14 protein-coding genes are annotated in these 16,633 nt (G+C 73.3%); 6 read left to right on the top strand and 8 right to left on the bottom strand.

Annotation, left to right across the window (positions count from 1 at the left end; translation table 11 throughout):
• Positions 1–52: 52 nt before the first annotated feature.
• Entirely contained in the window at positions 53–1,453 is a 1,401-nt protein-coding gene (gene mptB, locus QSK15_RS18160; RefSeq protein WP_285795356.1) for a polyprenol phosphomannose-dependent alpha 1,6 mannosyltransferase MptB, read from the top strand.
• A gap of 14 nt (positions 1,454–1,467) precedes the next feature.
• Positions 1,468–3,006: a polyprenol phosphomannose-dependent alpha 1,6 mannosyltransferase MptB gene (mptB, locus tag QSK15_RS18155; protein ID WP_502889627.1), complete on the top strand. Its 1,539-nt coding sequence runs from the start codon at positions 1,468–1,470 to the stop codon at positions 3,004–3,006.
• Between the two features lie 60 nt (positions 3,007–3,066).
• Here mptB (QSK15_RS18155) and QSK15_RS18150 read toward each other — a convergent pair whose 3' ends face one another.
• The 3 genes from QSK15_RS18150 to glnA all read right to left on the bottom strand — a co-directional run bounded on the left by QSK15_RS18150 (position 3,067) and on the right by glnA (position 5,936).
• Positions 3,067–4,050, bottom strand: coding sequence for a hypothetical protein (locus QSK15_RS18150; RefSeq protein ID WP_285795355.1), 984 nt, complete (start codon positions 4,048–4,050; stop codon positions 3,067–3,069).
• A complete protein-coding gene (locus QSK15_RS18145) occupies positions 4,047–4,412 on the bottom strand; it encodes a PadR family transcriptional regulator (protein ID WP_285795354.1) in 366 nt (121 codons plus the stop codon). The genes QSK15_RS18150 and QSK15_RS18145 overlap by 4 nt, the downstream gene beginning before the upstream one ends.
• Before the next feature lie 99 nt (positions 4,413–4,511).
• Positions 4,512–5,936, bottom strand: coding sequence for a type I glutamate--ammonia ligase (gene glnA / locus QSK15_RS18140; RefSeq protein WP_285795353.1), 1,425 nt, complete (start codon positions 5,934–5,936; stop codon positions 4,512–4,514).
• 263 nt (positions 5,937–6,199) lie between these two features.
• On the opposite strand from glnA, the gene QSK15_RS18135 reads away from it, so the two are divergent.
• A complete protein-coding gene (locus tag QSK15_RS18135) occupies positions 6,200–6,598 on the top strand; it encodes an RDD family protein (RefSeq protein ID WP_352232185.1) in 399 nt (132 codons plus the stop codon).
• Between the two features lie 221 nt (positions 6,599–6,819).
• On the opposite strand, the gene QSK15_RS18130 is transcribed toward QSK15_RS18135, so the two are convergent.
• The gene (locus QSK15_RS18130) at positions 6,820–7,506 is read right to left on the bottom strand and encodes a DUF4191 domain-containing protein (protein ID WP_285795352.1); all 687 of its coding nucleotides are present in this window, start codon (positions 7,504–7,506) and stop codon (positions 6,820–6,822) included.
• A 207-nt stretch (positions 7,507–7,713) separates the two neighbouring features.
• On the opposite strand from QSK15_RS18130, the gene QSK15_RS18125 reads away from it, so the two are divergent.
• Together QSK15_RS18125 and QSK15_RS18120 are read left to right on the top strand one after the other, a co-directional pair.
• Entirely contained in the window at positions 7,714–7,884 is a 171-nt protein-coding gene (locus tag QSK15_RS18125; protein ID WP_167337283.1) for a hypothetical protein, read from the top strand.
• Complete coding sequence (locus tag QSK15_RS18120) at positions 7,881–10,931, top strand: helix-turn-helix transcriptional regulator (RefSeq protein WP_285795351.1); 3,051 nt, start codon at positions 7,881–7,883, stop codon at positions 10,929–10,931. The genes QSK15_RS18125 and QSK15_RS18120 overlap by 4 nt, the downstream gene beginning before the upstream one ends.
• 15 nt (positions 10,932–10,946) lie before the next feature.
• Here the strand turns inward: QSK15_RS18120 and QSK15_RS18115 are convergent, their stop codons facing one another.
• Both QSK15_RS18115 and lipA read right to left on the bottom strand, forming a co-directional pair.
• Complete coding sequence (locus QSK15_RS18115; protein ID WP_285795350.1) at positions 10,947–12,647, bottom strand: hypothetical protein; 1,701 nt, start codon at positions 12,645–12,647, stop codon at positions 10,947–10,949.
• 53 nt (positions 12,648–12,700) lie between these two features.
• A complete protein-coding gene (gene lipA, locus QSK15_RS18110; protein WP_081883748.1) occupies positions 12,701–13,696 on the bottom strand; it encodes a lipoyl synthase in 996 nt (331 codons plus the stop codon).
• 446 nt (positions 13,697–14,142) lie between these two features.
• Between lipA and aspS the strand changes: the two genes are divergently transcribed.
• A complete protein-coding gene (gene aspS, locus QSK15_RS18105; protein ID WP_285795349.1) occupies positions 14,143–15,429 on the top strand; it encodes an aspartate--tRNA(Asn) ligase in 1,287 nt (428 codons plus the stop codon).
• A 44-nt stretch (positions 15,430–15,473) separates the two neighbouring features.
• Here aspS and QSK15_RS18100 read toward each other — a convergent pair whose 3' ends face one another.
• Both QSK15_RS18100 and lipB read right to left on the bottom strand, forming a co-directional pair.
• Positions 15,474–15,866: a VOC family protein gene (locus QSK15_RS18100; protein ID WP_285795348.1), complete on the bottom strand. Its 393-nt coding sequence runs from the start codon at positions 15,864–15,866 to the stop codon at positions 15,474–15,476.
• A 47-nt stretch (positions 15,867–15,913) separates the two neighbouring features.
• Positions 15,914–16,555, bottom strand: coding sequence for a lipoyl(octanoyl) transferase LipB (lipB, locus tag QSK15_RS18095; protein WP_285795347.1), 642 nt, complete (start codon positions 16,553–16,555; stop codon positions 15,914–15,916).
• Positions 16,556–16,633: the final 78 nt, after the last annotated feature.

Genomic DNA, 16,633 nt, shown 5'->3' with positions numbered 1-16,633 from the left:
CTGACGGTGCCTGCCGTCGCTGCCCGACCGGAGTGCTGGCAGCATGTCGGGCGTGCCTTCCCACCTCGCGCGCTGGACCGGCCTGGCCGGCTCGACGCTGATCGCGCTGTCCGCGTTCCTCGGGGGAGCGTTCCCCAGCGGCCCGCTGCGCAGCACCCCGGTCAGCATCTGGCAGGGTCCCAACGGCCCGCTGATTCTCGTCGCCTGGGCGGTCGGCACCGGCCTGCTGGCGTACGCCTGGTGGGCGCTGCGTGACGGCGTGCCGTCGACCCGTTGGGCGCTGGTCACCGTGGGGCTGTGGCTGCTGCCGCTGCTCGTCGCGCCCCCCTTCGGCAGTCGGGACGTCTACGCGTACGCCTGTCAGGGCGCCAGCTTCGCCGCCGGTATCAGCCCGTACGAGCAGGGTGTCTCCGCGCTGCCCTGTCCCTGGCTGGACACGGTTTCGGTCATCTGGCGGGACACTCCGGCGCCGTACGGGCCGCTGTTCGTGCTCATCGCGGGCGCGGTGGTCGAGGTCACCGGTTCGCTGACCGCCAGCATCGTGCTGTTCCGGGCCCTGTCGCTGGTTGGCGTGGCGCTGACCGCGTGGGCGCTGCCGGTGCTGGCCCGCCGGGCCGGGGTTCCGGCCGGCCGGGCGGTGTGGTTGGCGCTGGGCTGCCCGCTGGTCGCGACACACCTGATCGGTGGCCCCCACAACGACGTGCTGATGCTCGCCGCGCTGGTCGGTGGGCTGGCCGTGGTGGCCTCCCACCCGGGCCGACGCGGGCTGCTGCTGGTCGGTGGGTTGCTCCTCGGTGTCGCCGTGGCGATCAAGGTCACCGCCGTGGTGGTGGTGCCGTTCGCCGCGCTGGCCGCCACCGCCGGGCCGTACCGGATCCGGACGCTGATCCGCGACGGCGGTTGGGTGGTCGGCGGGGCGGTCGCCACGGTGGTCGGCGTGACAGTCGCCGGTGGGCTGGACTTCGGCTGGGTCGGCGGACTCTCCCAGGGCGGCGCCGCCATCGCCTGGACCTCCCCACCGACCGCCATCGGGCAGACCATCGGCTATCTCGCGGCGCCGTTCGGCGGTCACGTCGACGCACTGCCGGCGACCCGCGCGATCGCCGTGGTGGTGCTGGCCGTCCTGCTCGTCTGGCTCTGGTGGCGTTCCCGCACCCGGGACCCGCTGTTCTACGCCGGCCTCGCGCTCGCCGTGACGGTCGCGCTCTCGCCGGTGGTGCACCCCTGGTACTGGACGTGGCCGTTGTTCGTGCTGGCCGCCACCGCCCGGCGGACCGGATGGTTCGTCTTGGTCGCTCTGGTCGCCTCGTTCCTGATCCTGCCGGACGGCACCGGGCTGCCCCGGTACACCAAGACGGTCGGGGCGCCGCTGATGACGCTGTTGGTGATCGTGGTGGTCGTCCGGTTGGTACGGTCGGCTCGGGCGGCCCGTCAGCCGGTCGCCGTCGACTGAGGGAAGGTGCGCCGGTGACCGCTCCCGGTGCGCCGGTCCCGCCGCCGTCCGGGTCACGGCTGACTGTTCCGTCGGGCGCGCGGCCCGTCGGCCGGGCCGCGCGTTCGGCCCGGTACGTAGGCCTGGTCGGGTCGGTCCTGCTCGCCGCGGCCGGATACCTCGGCGGGGCGCTGCCCGACGCCCCGCTGGGCGTCACGCCCGCGTCGATCTGGCGAGCCACGGACGGCCCCGCCGCGCTGACCTGCTGGCTGGTCGGCACCGTGCTGCTGGTCGGCGCGTGGTGGTCGCTGCGCGACGGTGCCCCGTCGACCCGGTGGGCGTACGTCACGGCCGGGCTGTGGGCGCTGCCGCTGGTCGTCGCGCCACCGCTGGGCAGCCGGGACGTCTACTCGTACGCCTGCCAGGGCTGGACGTACGCGCACGGCGTCGACCCGTACGCGGTGGGGGTGGCGGCGGCCGGCTGCCCCTGGGTGGACACGGTCGCCCCGATCTGGCGGGACACCGCGGCACCGTACGGGCCGGTCTTCGTCCTGCTCGCGGCGTTGGCGGTCGGCCTCGGTGGCGGGCTCACCGGCACGATCGTGGCGCTGCGCGTGATCGCCGTGGCCGGGCTGTTGCTGGCCGCGTACTGCCTGCCCGGCCTGGCACGGGCAGTCGGTCTACCGGCCCGGAGGGCCGCGTGGCTGGCGTTGGCAGCCCCGCTGGTCGGGGTGCACCTGGTGGCCGGGGCGCACAACGACGCCGTGATGCTGGGTCTGCTGCTTGGCGGGCTGCTGGTGGCGATCCGGCGACCGGGTCGGCCGGCCGCGCTGCTGCTGGCCGGGGCGCTGCTCGGCCTGGCGGTCACGGTGAAGGCCACTGCCGTGGTGGTGGTGCCGTTCGCCGTGCTGGCCGGGGTGCGGCACCCGTACACAGTGCGGGCGCTGTGGCGCGACGGTGGCTGGCTGGCCGCCGGGCTGCTCGGTGCGCTGCTGGTCACCTCGGCGGCGTCCGGTCTCGGGTTCGGCTGGGTGGGCGGGCTGACGCACAGCGGCGACTCCGAGCAGTGGACGTCACCACCCACCGCCGTCGGGTTCGTGGTGGACTACGCCGGCGCGCTGGTCGGCCGGGACCCGCAGGCGGTGCCGGTGCTCCGCGCTGTCGCCCTGCTGCTGCTCGCCGGGATGTTGGTAGTGCTGTGGTGGCGGGCCTGGCGGACACTGCGCCGGCTGGACGCCGACCCGGTTGCGATCAGTGGCCGGGCTCTGGTCGCGCCGGTGCGGGTTGAGGTGGCGCGTTCCCGGGCGGTGTTGCGCGGTGCGGCACTGGCGCTGGTCGCCACCGTTGTGCTGTCCCCGGTCTTCCACCCCTGGTATGCGACCTGGCCCCTCGCGCTGCTCGCACTCACCGCCGGGCGGACCACATGGTTCGTGCTGCCGGCCTCGGCGGCGGCCTTCCTCACCCTGCCCGACGGCACCAATCTGGCCCGGTTCACCAAGGCTCCCGGCGCGGTGGCGATGACCGCCCTGCTCCTGACCGTCCTGCTACGCGCCGCTCGCCGCCAGCGGCGTTGATCATGAGGTTGACGAGGGTTGTCCGGACCGAACGCCTCGCCAACCTCATGATCGTCGTCGTCAGGCTCGCGCGCCGCAGGTGGGGCAGGGGTGGCCTGAGGGGTTCGGGGTGGGGGTTCGGCGGGAGCGGAACACGACGGTCAGGAACAGAATGGCGGGGCCGGCGAGCGCGACAGCGACAGCGGTCACGGCCAGTTCGGTGAAGGTGACGGCGCCGTACGCCGGGCCGAAGCTGTCGGCCAGGCCGGGCACCGCCAGGAAGCCGGCGGGGGTGAGCAGTGTGACGAGCGCCCAGCCGCCGCGGGTGTCCCCGCCCAGTGCCAGACCCATGGCCAGCAGAGCCCCGACGACCAGCAACAGTCCGCCGACGGTGGGCAGGAAGATCTCCAGGGTGGCGCCGTAGTAGGTGCCGACCGCGTCCAAGCCCACCAGGAATTCCGTCGCCACCACCGCCGACAGTGCGGACAGCACCGGCGCGAGACGGATCGCCCGGGAGGATTGGTCGGGCAGGGCGAGCCCCAGCAGGCCCAGGACCACCTGCGGCAGCAGCACCATCAGCGGCGGTCGGGGTGCGTCGAGCGCCGCGGCCACCGGGGGCAGCGCAATCGTCAGCAAGAGCGCGAGGGTGATGGCCCACCGGGCGACCCGGCTCGGCGCGACGGCGATCATCACCGCCACCAGCAGCCATGCCGCCCACGCGACGACACCGAGCGAGACGAAGGGGCCGACGTGAGGGACACCCCACTCCGCGGGCGGCGGATGGAGTTCTGCCGTACCCCAGAGGCCGGCGAGAGCGCTCGCGGTGACGAGGGCCAGCAGCGCCGCGAGGCGTACCCCCGGAACCAGACCGGTGACGCCCGCGGCCCGCAGCCGCTGGCGGAGGCCGCCGCGCACCAGGTCCGCGGCGTCCGGCGGTGTCGGCCAGCGTTGGTCACTGGCGGCCAGGTCGAGGTAGGTGCCGACGATTTCGGCGCCGCGGGCGCGCCGGTACTCGGCGGGGTACGCGCGCAGCAGCCGGAGGTAACGCCGTTCCAGGTCGTTCATGCCAGCCCTCCGACCGTACGCGGGGTGACGGGGCGGGCGGCGCGACGCCGCTTGGAGAGTTGGGTGGTTGCGGCTTCGACGTTGCGGCGCAGCCGCTCGGTCTCGGCGCTCAACGTGGTCTCGCCGCCGGGGGAGAGGCGGTAGTAGCGACGCAGCCGACCGTCCACCACCTCCTCCCGGTCGACCTCGACGAGGCCGGCGTCGACGAGCCGGTCGAGTGCCCCGTAGAGCGTCCCGGGGCGGAGCGACACGCGGTTGTCGGAAAGGGCGGCGACCTCGCGGGTCAGCCCGTAGCCGTGCATCGGCTCGGCGGCGAGTGCGGTGAGGATCAGGAAGGTGGGTTCGCGTAGCGGTGTGTCCACCGCCGCAATATACCGGACACGAAGGTATAGCGGGGAGTGGAACGGGCTGGGCCGGCCCCGCTGACGCGGAGCCGGCCCAGCCGGTGGTGAGGTGACTGCTCAGCAGTCGTAGTACATGGCGAACTCGTGCGGGGTCGGGCGCAGGCGCACCGGGTCGACCTCGTTGGCGCGCTTCCAGTCGACCCAGGTGGAGATCAGGTCGGGGGTGAAGACGCCACCGTCGAGCAGGTAGTCGTGGTCGGCCTCCAGCGAGTCGAGCACGGCCGGCAGCGAGCCCGGCACCTGCTTGACGTCGCCCCACTCCTCCGGCGGCAGGTCGTAGAGGTCCTTGTCGATCGGCGTCGGCGGCTCGATCTTGCTCTTGATGCCGTCGAGGCCGGCCATCATCATGGCCGAGAAGGCCAGGTAGACGTTGGCCGACGGGTCCGGAACGCGGAACTCGACGCGCTTGGCCTTCGGGTTGCTGCCGGTCACCGGGATGCGGGTGCAGGCGGACCGGTTGCGCTGCGAGTAGACCAGGTTGACCGGCGCCTCGAAGCCCGGCACCAGGCGACGGTACGAGTTGACCGTCGGGTTGGTGAAGGCCAGCAGCGACGGCGCGTGGTGCAGCAGACCGCCGATGTACCAGCGGGCGGTGTCGGACAGACCCGCGTAGCCGGTCTCGTCGTAGAACAGCGGCTCACCGTTGAGCCAGAGGCTCTGGTGGGTGTGCATGCCGGAGCCGTTGTCACCGAAGAGCGGCTTGGGCATGAACGTCGCGGTCTTGCCGTTGGCCCACGCCTCGTTCTTCACGATGTACTTGAAGAGCTGGAGCTGGTCGGCGGCGTGCAGCAGCGTCGAGAACCTGTAGTTGATCTCGGACTGGCCGGCGGTGCCCACCTCGTGGTGCGAACGCTCCACAGTGAAACCGGTGTCGACCAGCCGACGCACGATCGAGTCCCGCAGGTCGGCGTAGTGGTCGACCGGCGGCACCGGGAAGTAGCCGCCCTTGTACGCGGTCTTGTAGCCGCGGTTGCCGCCCGGCTCCTCGCGGCCGGTGTTCCACGCGCCCTCGACCGAGTCGATGTAGTAGAACGACTGGTGCGCCGAGGTCTCGTGGCGGATCGAGTCGAAGATGTAGAACTCCGCCTCCGCGCCGAAGTAGGCGGTGTCGGCGATGCCGCTCGCCGCCAGGTACGCCTCGGCCTTCTTCGCGACGTTGCGCGGGTCGCGGCTGTAGGCCTCGCGGGTGAACGGGTCGTGAATGAAGAAGTTGAGCGCGAGCGTCTTCTGCGCGCGGAAAGGGTCGATGAACGCGGTGGCGACATCCGGGAGCAGGAGCATGTCCGACTCGTGGATCGCCTGGAAACCGCGGATCGACGAACCGTCGAACGCGAGGCCGTCGGTGAAGAGATCGTCGTTGACGGACTCGACCGGCAGGTTGAAGTGCTGCATCACGCCGGGCAGGTCACAGAAACGAACGTCGACGAACTTCACGTCCTCGTTCTTGAGGTATCGCAGCAGTTCCTCGGGATTGGCGAACACACATCCTCCTGGCACGTCCACGGGGTGGCTAGGCTTCTGGCGACGCTAGGGCCGGGGGGTTGCCCGGCCGTGTCTCCGTTGTTTCTGCCGTGTTACGTCCCTCGCGGAGGGTCAGCGACGTCCCCGTCCACGCCTGCGGCCCGCCAGGAACGCCGTACCGACTGTGCCAGTGTAGTGACATCTGATGCCTTTGGCCTGAATCGGCACACGGTGGCGGCGGCACCCGGCAGACCCTCATACCCGCGCGGATACCCTTGAGCGCTGTGACCAATCCGCACCTCCCGGCAGCGCCGGCCACCGACCCCACCTTCACCGCGCCGAGCCTCGGCCGGCGGTTCGGGGCGCTGATCATCGACTGGGTGCTCTGCCTGCTGGCGTCCAACCTCTTCGCCGACCCGGTACGCGACGGCTGGGCCCCGGTGCTGGTACTGGTCCTGGTGTACGGCATCTTCCTCGGCCTGTTCGCCCAGACGCCCGGCATGTACATCACCAGGATCCGCTGCGTGAACTGGCATGACGGCGGCCGGATCGGCGTGCTCCGGGGGCTGATCCGGGGCCTGCTGCTGGCCCTGGTCGTCCCCGCGCTGATCATGGACGAGCACCGTCGCGGCCTGCACGACAAACTCGCCGACTCGGTCATCGTCGACGCCCCCCGCGCCTGACCCGCTGTCGCCGCTCTCAAGATCCGCGCAGTTTCAGGGATGTTGCTGCCTCCCGCGTGTTTGAGGCAGCAGTATCCCTGTAGTTGCGCGGATCTTGGCGCGGATCTTGGCACGGGGCACGGGGCACGGGGCACGGGGCACGGGGACGCAAGGCGCGCAGGGCGCCACGACGCGGAAGAGCCGGACCCGTACGGGTCCGGCTCTTCGCGTACGCCTCAGGGTCAGCGGCCCCGCGACTGGCGGAAGGCGCCTGGTGGCCGCATGTTCTTCGGGATCGCGCCCTTGGGCATCTGCGGCCGGGCGGTGAGCGCCTTGAGCCGCTTGTCCAGCGAGTTGACGTCCTTGCCGGAGAGGGCGCGGGGCAGGCGCAGCAGCGTCGTCCGCAGTTTGCGGATCGGCAGCTCGCCCTCGTCCTGCCCGATCACGTAGTCGTGCAGGGGAGCGGAGCCGATCACCTTGGACAGCCGCCGCTTCTCCTGGCCGAGCAGACCGCGCACCCGCTGCGGGTTGCCCTCGGCCAGCAGGATCACGCCCGGACGGCCGATCACCAGGTGGACCATGTCCATCTGGGTGGTCGAGCTGACCGCCGGGGTCACCCGCCAGTCGCCGCGCATGTTCTCCATGATCTGCGCCGCCGCGCCGGGTTGCCCCTCGGCGGCGTTCATCATCGCCTTGTTGGACCGCAGGTTGAGCACGATCAGCACCGCGAGCAGGATGAACAGGATGCCCAGCGGCAGCCAGATCCAGCCCCAGAGGATGACCGCGACCACGGTGAGCGCGAGCGGGATCAGCACCGCCGCGGCGACCAACGGCGCGAACCACCGGTCCTGCTTGGCGGTGAACTGGAACACCATCCCGATCTGCTTCAGCCGCTGGCCGAACGAGACCTTCTCCTGGGGCTTTGCCATGTCGCAGAGTCTAGTGGTCGCCGCCGGCCCGGTTGATCCGCGTCCGGGTGCCCGGGCAGCTGAGTACCTTACGTCGCCGTACGCGCCCGGACGGCCCGGGTAAGGAGGCTGTGGGCGGGGAAGATGAGGCGCCGTGCCCATGCCCGGGTGGGGCCTTCGCGCGGAGAGTCGTCAGCAGCAGACGACGACACCCCGAAGGAGCCCGACATGTTCGGCAACGACAGCGATTTCCTGCTCACCCTGCACCGTACCCACGCCGCCGAGCTGCGCGCCGACGCGGCCGCGGACCGGCTCGCCCGGTCGCTGTCGCGTCCGGTCAGCCGCGGGTGGCTGGGCCGGCGCAGGCAGGCCGGTCGCACCGACGACGCCCGCCGGTGACCGCGCCCAGCGCGGCGGCCACCTCCACCGCGGCAGCCACGTTCACGGCACCCGCCGGGGTGCCCGCTCGACCCGATCCGACCCCGCCGCCCGGCCACCGGCCGATCGGCGGGGTCGGCGCGGCCGGCCGCCATGGCATGCTCGAACACGTGACAGTGCGCGCCGCCAGTTCCGTCCTCGTCGGGCGTCACCGCGAGACCACGGCCCTGCGCCACGCGCTGGGCCGGGCGCGGGCCGGGGAGCCGACCACCGTGCTGGTCGGCGGCGAGGCCGGCGTGGGCAAGACCCGGCTGCTGGAGGAGTTCGCCGGCTGGGCCACCGACGGCGCTGCCCGGGTGCTCGTCGGCCAGTGCCTGGAGCTGGGCGAGGCGGGTCTGCCGTTCGCCCCGTTCGCCGCCGCGTTGCGCGCGGTGCTGCGCGCCGACGGCCCTGAGGTCTTCGCCGGCTACGAGGCGGAGTTCGCCCCGCTCCTGCCGGAGCTGGGCCGCACCTCGGTGGCGCTGGCCGCACCGCGTGCCGCCGCACTCAGCGACGCCCCGCGCGGCTACCTGTTCGACCTGGTCGCCGAGTTGTTCCAGCGGCTGGCCGACGCTCGCCCGCTGGTCCTGATCATCGAGGACCTGCACTGGGCCGACCGCTCCACCCGCGACCTCATCGGCTTCCTCGTCCGGGCGGCGAGGCCGGGCCGGCTGTTGCTGGTCTGCACCTACCGCACCGACGAGTTGCAGCGCGGGCACCCGCTGCGGCCGTTCCTCGCCGAGCTGGACCGGGCCCGGGGTGTGGAGCGGGTCGAGCTGGGCCGCCTGGACCGCGACGGCACCGCCGCGATCCTCGCCGACCTGCTCGGCGCCGAACCGCTGGCCCGTGCCGTCGACGACGTCCACGACCGCACCCAGGGCAACCCCTTCTTCATCGAGGAGCTGGCCGTCGCCGGTGACCCGATCGGCTGCGCGGCGCTCCCCGAGACGCTGCGTGACCTGCTGCTGGCCCGGGTGGACCGGCTTCCCGAGCCGGCCCAGCGGGTGTTGCGGATCGCCGCAGCCGGCGGGACCCGGTTCGCCCACGACCTGCTCGCCGAGGTCGCCGGCCTGCCCGAGGCCGAGTTGGAGGACGCGCTGCGCGCCGCCGTCGCCGCCCAACTGGTGGTGGCCAACCCGGACGGTGACTACGAGTTCCGACACGCGCTGGTCCGCGAGGCCGTGCACGACGAGCTGCTGCCCGGTGAGCACGCCCGGCTGCACGCCCGCTTCGCCGCCGCCATCGAGGCCCAACCGCACCTGGTCGCCGCCGGCCGGGCCCCGGCCGAGATCGCCCACCACTGGTACGCCGCGCACGACCACCCGCGTGCCCTCGCCGCCGCCCGAGCCGCCGCGTGCGCCGCCGCCGACCGGTACGCGTACGCCGAGCAGCGCCGACTGCTGGAGCGGGCGCTGGAGTTGTGGGAGCTGGTGCCGGACGCCGCCGACCTGCTCGGCATGGACCACCTGGCGCTGCTGGAACAGACCCTGGACGCGGCGGTCACCGCCGGCGACTTCAGTCGGGCCATCACCCTGACCCGGGCGGGACTGGCCGAGGTGGACGCCGACGCCGCGCCGCTGCGTGCCGCCCGCCTGCTGGACCAGCGCGGTCGACTGATGGCCCTGCTCGGCAAGAGCGACGGCAGCCGGGAGCTGGACGAGGCGTACCGGCTGGCGGCCGGTGGCCCGCCCGGCGTGGAACGGGTCCGGCTGCTCGCCGACATCGCCACCCACCTGGTGAAGATCGACCCGAAGAAGGCGGCCCGGGTGGGCGCCGAGGCCGCCACCGACGCCGAGGCGCTCGGAGAGCAGGTGGCCCTGCTGTCGACGCGGATCGCGCTGCTCTGCCACGGCGAGCGGGACCTCACCGGAGGGCTGGCCGAGCTGGGCCAGGCGGCGGCCGCGGCCCGTGCGGCCGGAGACGCGCCCGCCCTGGTGCTCGCCATGGTCTTCGAGTCGGACATGCTCTGCGAGTTGGGCCGCTACGCCGAGTCCGCGCAGGCCGCCGAGACCGGGGTGGCCGAGGCGCGTCGGGTGGGGATCAGCCGCTCCACCGGGGCGTACCTGCTCTCCAACCGGGCCGAGGCGCTCATCGCGCTGGGTCGGTGGGACGAGGCCGAGGCGGTCTGCGCGGAGGCCGCCCGGATCGACCTGTCGGGTGTCACCGGGCTGCACTGGCTCCAGCTGGGCGCCGGGCTACGGCTGGCCCGCGCCCATCCGGGCGCCGACGAGCTGGTCGACCGGGCGCTCACCTTCCTCAACCGGCCGTACCTGTGGCCGAACCACCGGCTGCCCCTGCACGAGCTGGCGATCGAGGCGGCGCTGGCCGCTGACGACAAGGTCGAGGCGGTACGGGCGGCCCGCGTCGCGGTGGCCGACGACAGCCTGCCGCAACTGCCCCGCGAGGGTTGGCCGGTGCTCAGCGCCGCCGCGCGTACCGCGGCCCGGGTGGGTGACCGGGAGCTGGCCGCCGCCGTGGCCACGCTCGCCGCCGACCTGCCGGCGCGGCACCCGGCGGCCCGGGCGCACGCCGCCCAGGTCAGCGCGCTGCTCGCGGTCGGCGACCAGGCGCTGCCGGCCTGGCGTGTGGCGGTCGACGCGTGGCGGGCCGACGGGCAGCCGTACCCGCTGGGCCGGGCACTGCTGGCGCTGGCCGAGGTGACCGCCGCCGCCGGGGAACGCGACGAGACGGCGGCGGCGGTCACCGAGGCCACCGAGATCGGCCGGCGGTTGGGCGCGGCGCCGCTGGTCGAGGCGGCAACCACCCTGGCGCGGCGGGTCGGCCTGCGCGGTGCGGCCGGGGGCGGGGCCGGCGCGGACCTGCTGACCGCCCGGGAGCGGGAGGTGCTGCGGTTGGTCGCCGAGGGGCACAGCAACAGCCGGATCGCCGAGCGGTTGTTCATCTCGCCGAAGACGGCGAGCGTGCACGTCTCCCGGATCATCGCGAAGCTGGGCGTGACGAACCGGGTGGAGGCCGCCGCCCTGGCCCACCGTCTGGGCCTGCTCACCGAGGCCGCCGCACCGCGCTGACCGGCGGCTGCGGGATCAGCGGGGCAGGTAGATGCGCCAGCCCTCGATCGTGACCAGGTCGAGGTTGCCCGGCGCGACCCGCTGCCGCTCGTCGAGCGCCCCGGCCAGCGGCGAGCCGGCCGGCGCGACCCAGGCCGGCGCCGTCGCGCCGTCCACCTCGCGCCGGTACGCGGGGTAGCGGTCGAACCCGGGGCGGAGGTTGTCGTCGACGACCGCGCAGACCACCCGCTCCGCGGTGGCGAAGGTGAGCCGGTTGCAGGTCCAGTAACCGGCGCGCACGTGCCGTACGCCGAGCTGACGCAGGGTGCTCACCAACTCGGCGTGCCGGGCTTCGGCGGCCCGGGTCGCCCCGACGGTCTCCGCCGCCCGCCAGGTGGCGTGGGCGGTGGTGCCCACGGTGGCGGCGAGCAGCACCACCGCGACCGAGCGGGCCGCCGCCGACCCGACGCCGTGCCGGCCGGTCGCCGCCGGTCGCAGCCCACGCCGGGCCACCGTCCATACCGGCCAGAGCAGCGCCGGCAGGGAGATGAGCAGGCAGGACAGGTAACGGGAACTCTCCACCGGGGTGAGACCGGCGGCACTGCTCACGGTGTACGCGCCGAGGGTGGCCAGCGCGGCCAGCACGAGCGCCAGCCGGACCGCCGCCGCCACCCGGGGCGACACCGCGCCGGGGCCGACACCGGCAGGGCCACTGTCGGGGGCGCGCAGCGCCCGCCAGGCGGTGCCGGCGGCGACGGCCAGCAGCAGCGGCAGGACGAGTGCCCACCACAGCTGCCAGGTGGCGCACTGGCCGGGAGCGCAGAAGCCCATGCCCAGCGGCGGGCCGAGCACCAGACCGCCGTGCAGCCGGTCCGCCCAGCCCGCGCTGGCGTTCGCGCCGCTGGCCACGAGCACGGCGTGCAGCGGGTTGCGCCCGGTCAGCACGCTGTGCAGCAGCAGCGGGGCCGCCCCCAGCACGGCCGCCACCCCGAGCAGTGCCCCGGCGGCGCCCCACAGTTCCCGGCGGCGGAACCCGACGAGGACCACCCCGGTCGCCGCGACGTACGGCAGTACGAGCGGGTCGACCCAGAGCATCAGCCCGGCCAGGAACCCCCAGGTGGCCCAGCGCGCCAGCCGCCAGCCCGGTCGCCCGGCGGACCTGCCGTCAGGTCGCCCGGTGTCGGCCGACTGCCCGGGGCGGTCGCTGGCCAGGTCCACGGCGAGCAGCGCCAGCGCCGCCGCGGCCACGTTCATCTCCGGGTAGCCGCCGCCGGCGATCAGCTGGTTCTTGACGACCCGGTCGGAGCCGAGGGCCAGCAGCACGACCATCAGCAGCCCGAACCACCGGTCCCCGGTCAGCCGCAGCGTCAACCGCCACGCCAGCAGCAGGAACAGCGCGTACAGGGCCAGCGTGGGCAACCGCAGCCCGAGCAACGACGGCCCACCGGCCACGGCGAACACCGGCGCGGCCAGGTACGCCTCCAACGTGCCCATGTACTGCTGGCCGTAGAACCAGATCGGGAAACCCTCGCCCCGGGCGATGTGCAGCGCGGCCAGCCCCATGGTGGCCTCGTCGCTGTTCGTCGGCGGCGCGGTCTGCCGCAACAGCCACAGCCGGTAACCCACCCCGGCGAGCACGGCCAACCCGGTGAGCCAACCGACCAGGCCGGCACGTACGCCGGGGCGCGGGCGGGGTGCGCCCGCGCCGCGCGGCTGCTCGCGTACGCCGACGGTCATCACAGGATCATGACACCCGGACGTCGAACGGCCGCGCGGCGTTGCCGGCGCGGTCAGCTGACGGTGACGACCGAGGCGGCGGCGCGGGCGTCGATGGCCTGTTGGTACAGCCGGCCGGCCCGGTACGACGAACGCACCAGCGGCCCGCTCATCACCCCGGCGAAGCCGATCTCCTCGGCCTCCTCACGCAGCTCCACGAACTCCTCCGGCTTGACCCAGCGGGTCACCGGGTGGTGGCGGGGGGAGGGGCGCAGGTACTGGGTGATGGTGATCAGCTCGCAGCCGGCCTCGTGCAGGTCACGCAGCGCCTGCGAGACCTCGGCCCGCTCCTCGCCCATGCCCAGGATGAGGTTGCTCTTGGTGACCAGGCCGTCGGCGCGGGCCTGCCGGATCACGTCCAGCGAACGGTCGTAGCGGAAGGCCGGGCGGATGCGCTTGAAGATGCGCGGCACGGTCTCCACGTTGTGCGCCAACACCTCCGGGCGGGAGCCGAAAACCTCGGCCAACTGCTCGGGGACGGCGTTGAAGTCCGGGATCAGCAGCTCGACGCCGCAACCCGGCTGGAGAGCGTGGATCTGTCGGACGGTCTCGGCGTACAGCCACGCGCCGCCGTCGGGCAGGTCGTCGCGGGCGACACCGGTGATGGTGGCGTAGCGCAGACCCATCGAGACCACCGACTCGGCGACCCGGCGCGGCTCGTCGGCGTCGAACTCGGCCGGCTTTCCGGTGTCGATCTGGCAGAAGTCGCAGCGCCGGGTGCACTGGTCACCACCGATGAGGAAGGTGGCCTCCCGGTCTTCCCAACACTCGTAGATGTTGGGGCAGCCGGCCTCCTGGCAGACGGTGTGCAGCCCTTCGCGCGAGACGAGCCCGCGCAGCTGGGTGTACTCCGGACCCATCTTGGCCTTGACCTTGATCCATGGCGGTTTGCGCTCGATCGGCGTCTCGGCGTTGCGCGCCTCGATCCGCAGCAGACGCCGCCCTTCGGGGGCCGCTGTTGCGGTGCGCGCTGCCTGGCCGGTCGTCGGCGCGGAGTGCTCGATCGTCACGAAAACGAGCCTACGCCGGACGGCAGGTGTCTATGTGCGTCGGGCGACCGGCGTCACGCCCCAGACCTTGTGACGCCGGACACCGGCATGGCGAAAATGGGCGTCACACGAGCGGGTTTCGGGTGCTACGGTCGGCGCCAACAGCGATGACGGAGCCGAGTAGCGCCCCGACCCGCCAGTGCAGAGAGCCGCCGGTTGCTGAGAGGCGGTCTGGCGCCGGTGCGTGAAGACCCTCCCGAGCTGCGGGCAGAACGGCCGCGAGGCCCAGTAGAGCCCGCCCGGCTGGCCCCGGTCATCAGGCGACGAACGAGGCCTCCGCTTCGGCGGGGGCGAAGGTGTGGTGGCACCGCGAGGTTCCCGCTCGCCCACACCTGCCTGGGGCTGATGCGACGCTTCGCTTTCCCCGGGCGGCGACGGCGTGGCGATCGACCGAGGAGCAGCGCGCCATGCAACGAACCCTGTCCCATCACCTGCCCGCCAGTATCGGCACGACAGTGCGGATCGCCGGCTGGGTGCACCGCCGCCGACTGCTCAAGTCGGTGGCCTTCCTGATCGTGCGGGACGCCGCCGGCCTGGCCCAGGTGGTCGTCACCGACCCGGCCGTCCGCGCCGAACTGGAGAAACTCACCGAGGAGACGGTCGTCGAGGTCACCGCCACGGCCACCGCGAACGGCACCGCGCCCGCCGGGGTCGAGCTGACCGACCCGACGGTACGTCCACTCGGGCCGCCCGCAGCGCCGCCACCGTTCGACCTGTACCGGCCGGCGCTCACCGCGAGCCTGCCCACCCAGCTGGACCACGCGCCCACCGCGCTGCGGCATTCCACCCGCTCGGCTGCGCTGCGGATCTCGGCGGCCGCGGTGGCCGGGTTCCGGACCGCGCTCGACGCCCACGACTTCGTGGAGATCCACACGCCGAAGGTGGTCAGCTCCAGCACCGAGAGCGGGGCGAACGTGTTCGCGCTGGACTGGTTCGGCCGGCCCGCGTACCTGGCCCAGTCGCCGCAGTTCTACAAGCAGCTGATGGTCGGCGTCTTCGAACGTGTCTACGAGGTGGGGCCGGTCTTCCGGGCCGAGCCGCACGACACGGTCCGACACCTCGCGCAGTACACGTCGCTCGACGCGGAGCTGGGCTTCGTCGCCGACCACCGGGACGTGATGCGGGTGCTGCGCGACACGCTGGCCGCAATGGTGGGCGCGGTGGGCGAGCGGGCCCGCGCGGCCCTGGCGACGCTCGGCGTCACCGCGCCGCAGGTGCCTGCGGAGATCCCGGCGGTGCACTTCACCGAGGCGCTGACGATCGCCGGCGCGCCCGCCGACGAACCGGACCTCGCGCCCGCCCACGAACGGGCACTGGGTGAGTGGGCCCGGCGCGAACACGGGTCGGACTTCCTCTACGTCACCGGCTACCCGATGGCGAAGCGGCCCTTCTACACCCACCCGGACCCGGCGCGGCCCGCGTACTCGAACGGTTTCGACCTGCTCTTTCGAGGTCTGGAGCTGGTCACCGGCGGGCAGCGGCTGCACCGGCACGCCGACTACCTGGCGGCGTTGGCGGCCCGGGGCGAGCCGGTCGAGCCGTACGCCGGCTACCTGGACGCGTTCCGGCACGGCATGCCGCCGCACGGCGGCTTCGCCATCGGACTGGAACGGTTCGTGGCCCGGCTGGTCGGCGCGGCCAACATCCGGGAGGTCACCGCGTTCCCGCGCGACCTGCACCGCCTGACTCCGTAGGTGACGCCCTGCCGGCCCACCCGAGCGGGTGGGCCGGCCGCGGCTCAGGCGGGGCCGAGCAGGTCCCAGAGGTTGCCGGCGATGTCGCGGAAGACAGCGACCTTGCCGTACGGCTCGGTGCGCGGCGGCTTGACGAACTCGACGTGCATCTCGACCATCCGGCGGTACGTGGCGTCGAAGTCGTCGACCTGGAGGAAGAACCCGACCCGGCCGTGGGTCTGGTCGCCCACCGCGGCTTCCTGTCGCTCGCCGTCGGCGCGGGCCAGCAGCAACCCGGTGCCGCCGCCCGGCGGGCGGACCACCACCCAGCGCTTCGGCCGCCCGTCGTTGGTCAGCGACGGGGAGTCCTCGGCCACCTCGAAGCCGAGCGCCTCGGTGAAGAAGGCGATGGCCGGGTCGTACTCGGTGACGACAACGGTGACGAGGTCGATCTGCATTGGCCCGAGGATAGGCCGGCCCTCGGCCACCCCGGAGCCGGGCCTGCTCAGACCGTGACGAGGGTGGCGAGCCGACGCTCGACCACCGGGAGCACGTCGGCGACGCTGATCGGGCGGCCCAGCTCGGCGGTGAGCGAGGTGACGCCGGCGTCCCGGATGCCGCACGGCACGATCCGGTCGAAGTACGTCAGGTCGCAGTCGCAGTTGATCGAGAAGCCGTGCAGGGTGACGCCCCGGGCCACCCGGATGCCGATGGCGGCCACCTTGCGGGCCGGCCCCCGGTCGTCCTCCGGCACCCAGACCCCGCTGCGCCCCTCGACCCGGCCGGCGGTCAGTCCGAACTCGGCGCACACGTCGATGAGCAGCTCTTCGGTCCGGCGCACGTAGGCGACCACGTCCACCGGGTCGGGCAGGCGCAGGATCGGGTAACCGACGAGCTGCCCCGGCCCGTGCCAGGTGATCTTGCCGCCGCGGTCCACGTCGACGACCGGGGTGCCGTCCATCGGCCGGTCCCACGGTTCGGTGCGCTTGCCGGCGGTGTAGACGCTCGGGTGCTCCAGCAGCAGCACGGTGTCGCCGCGCTCGCCAGCCACCACCGACTCGTGCAGGCGTCGCTGCTCGTCCCAGGCGGCCTGGTAGTCGAGCAGGCCGGCACGAACGGCCGTCAGGCCGGGGGTCGTCGTTGTCACGGCACCAAGCCTAGTCCCGCCCTGGGCGATCTTCCCTGGTGAGCCGCCTCACCGGCGAAGATCACCACGGGTGTCGGG

This window comes from Micromonospora sp. NBRC 107095, from assembly GCF_030269705.1.
GTDB lineage: Bacteria > Actinomycetota > Actinomycetes > Mycobacteriales > Micromonosporaceae > Micromonospora > Micromonospora parva.
The sequence above is the reverse complement of the archived record's forward strand: the minus strand, read 5'-3'. Positions and strand labels throughout refer to the sequence as shown.

What these genes read in the sequence shown, in the direction of transcription:
- QSK15_RS18150 (WP_285795355.1), bottom strand. Translation starts at nt 4,050, where the DNA reads ATGAACGACCTGGAACGGCGTTACCTCCGGCTGCTGCGCGCGTACCCC.
- QSK15_RS18125 (WP_167337283.1), top strand. Translation starts at nt 7,714, where the DNA reads ATGTTCGGCAACGACAGCGATTTCCTGCTCACCCTGCACCGTACCCAC.
- aspS (WP_285795349.1), top strand. Translation starts at nt 14,143, where the DNA reads ATGCAACGAACCCTGTCCCATCACCTGCCCGCCAGTATCGGCACGACA.
- QSK15_RS18100 (WP_285795348.1), bottom strand. Translation starts at nt 15,866, where the DNA reads ATGCAGATCGACCTCGTCACCGTTGTCGTCACCGAGTACGACCCGGCC.
- QSK15_RS18130 (WP_285795352.1), bottom strand. Translation starts at nt 7,506, where the DNA reads ATGGCAAAGCCCCAGGAGAAGGTCTCGTTCGGCCAGCGGCTGAAGCAG.
- QSK15_RS18115 (WP_285795350.1), bottom strand. Translation starts at nt 12,647, where the DNA reads ATGACCGTCGGCGTACGCGAGCAGCCGCGCGGCGCGGGCGCACCCCGC.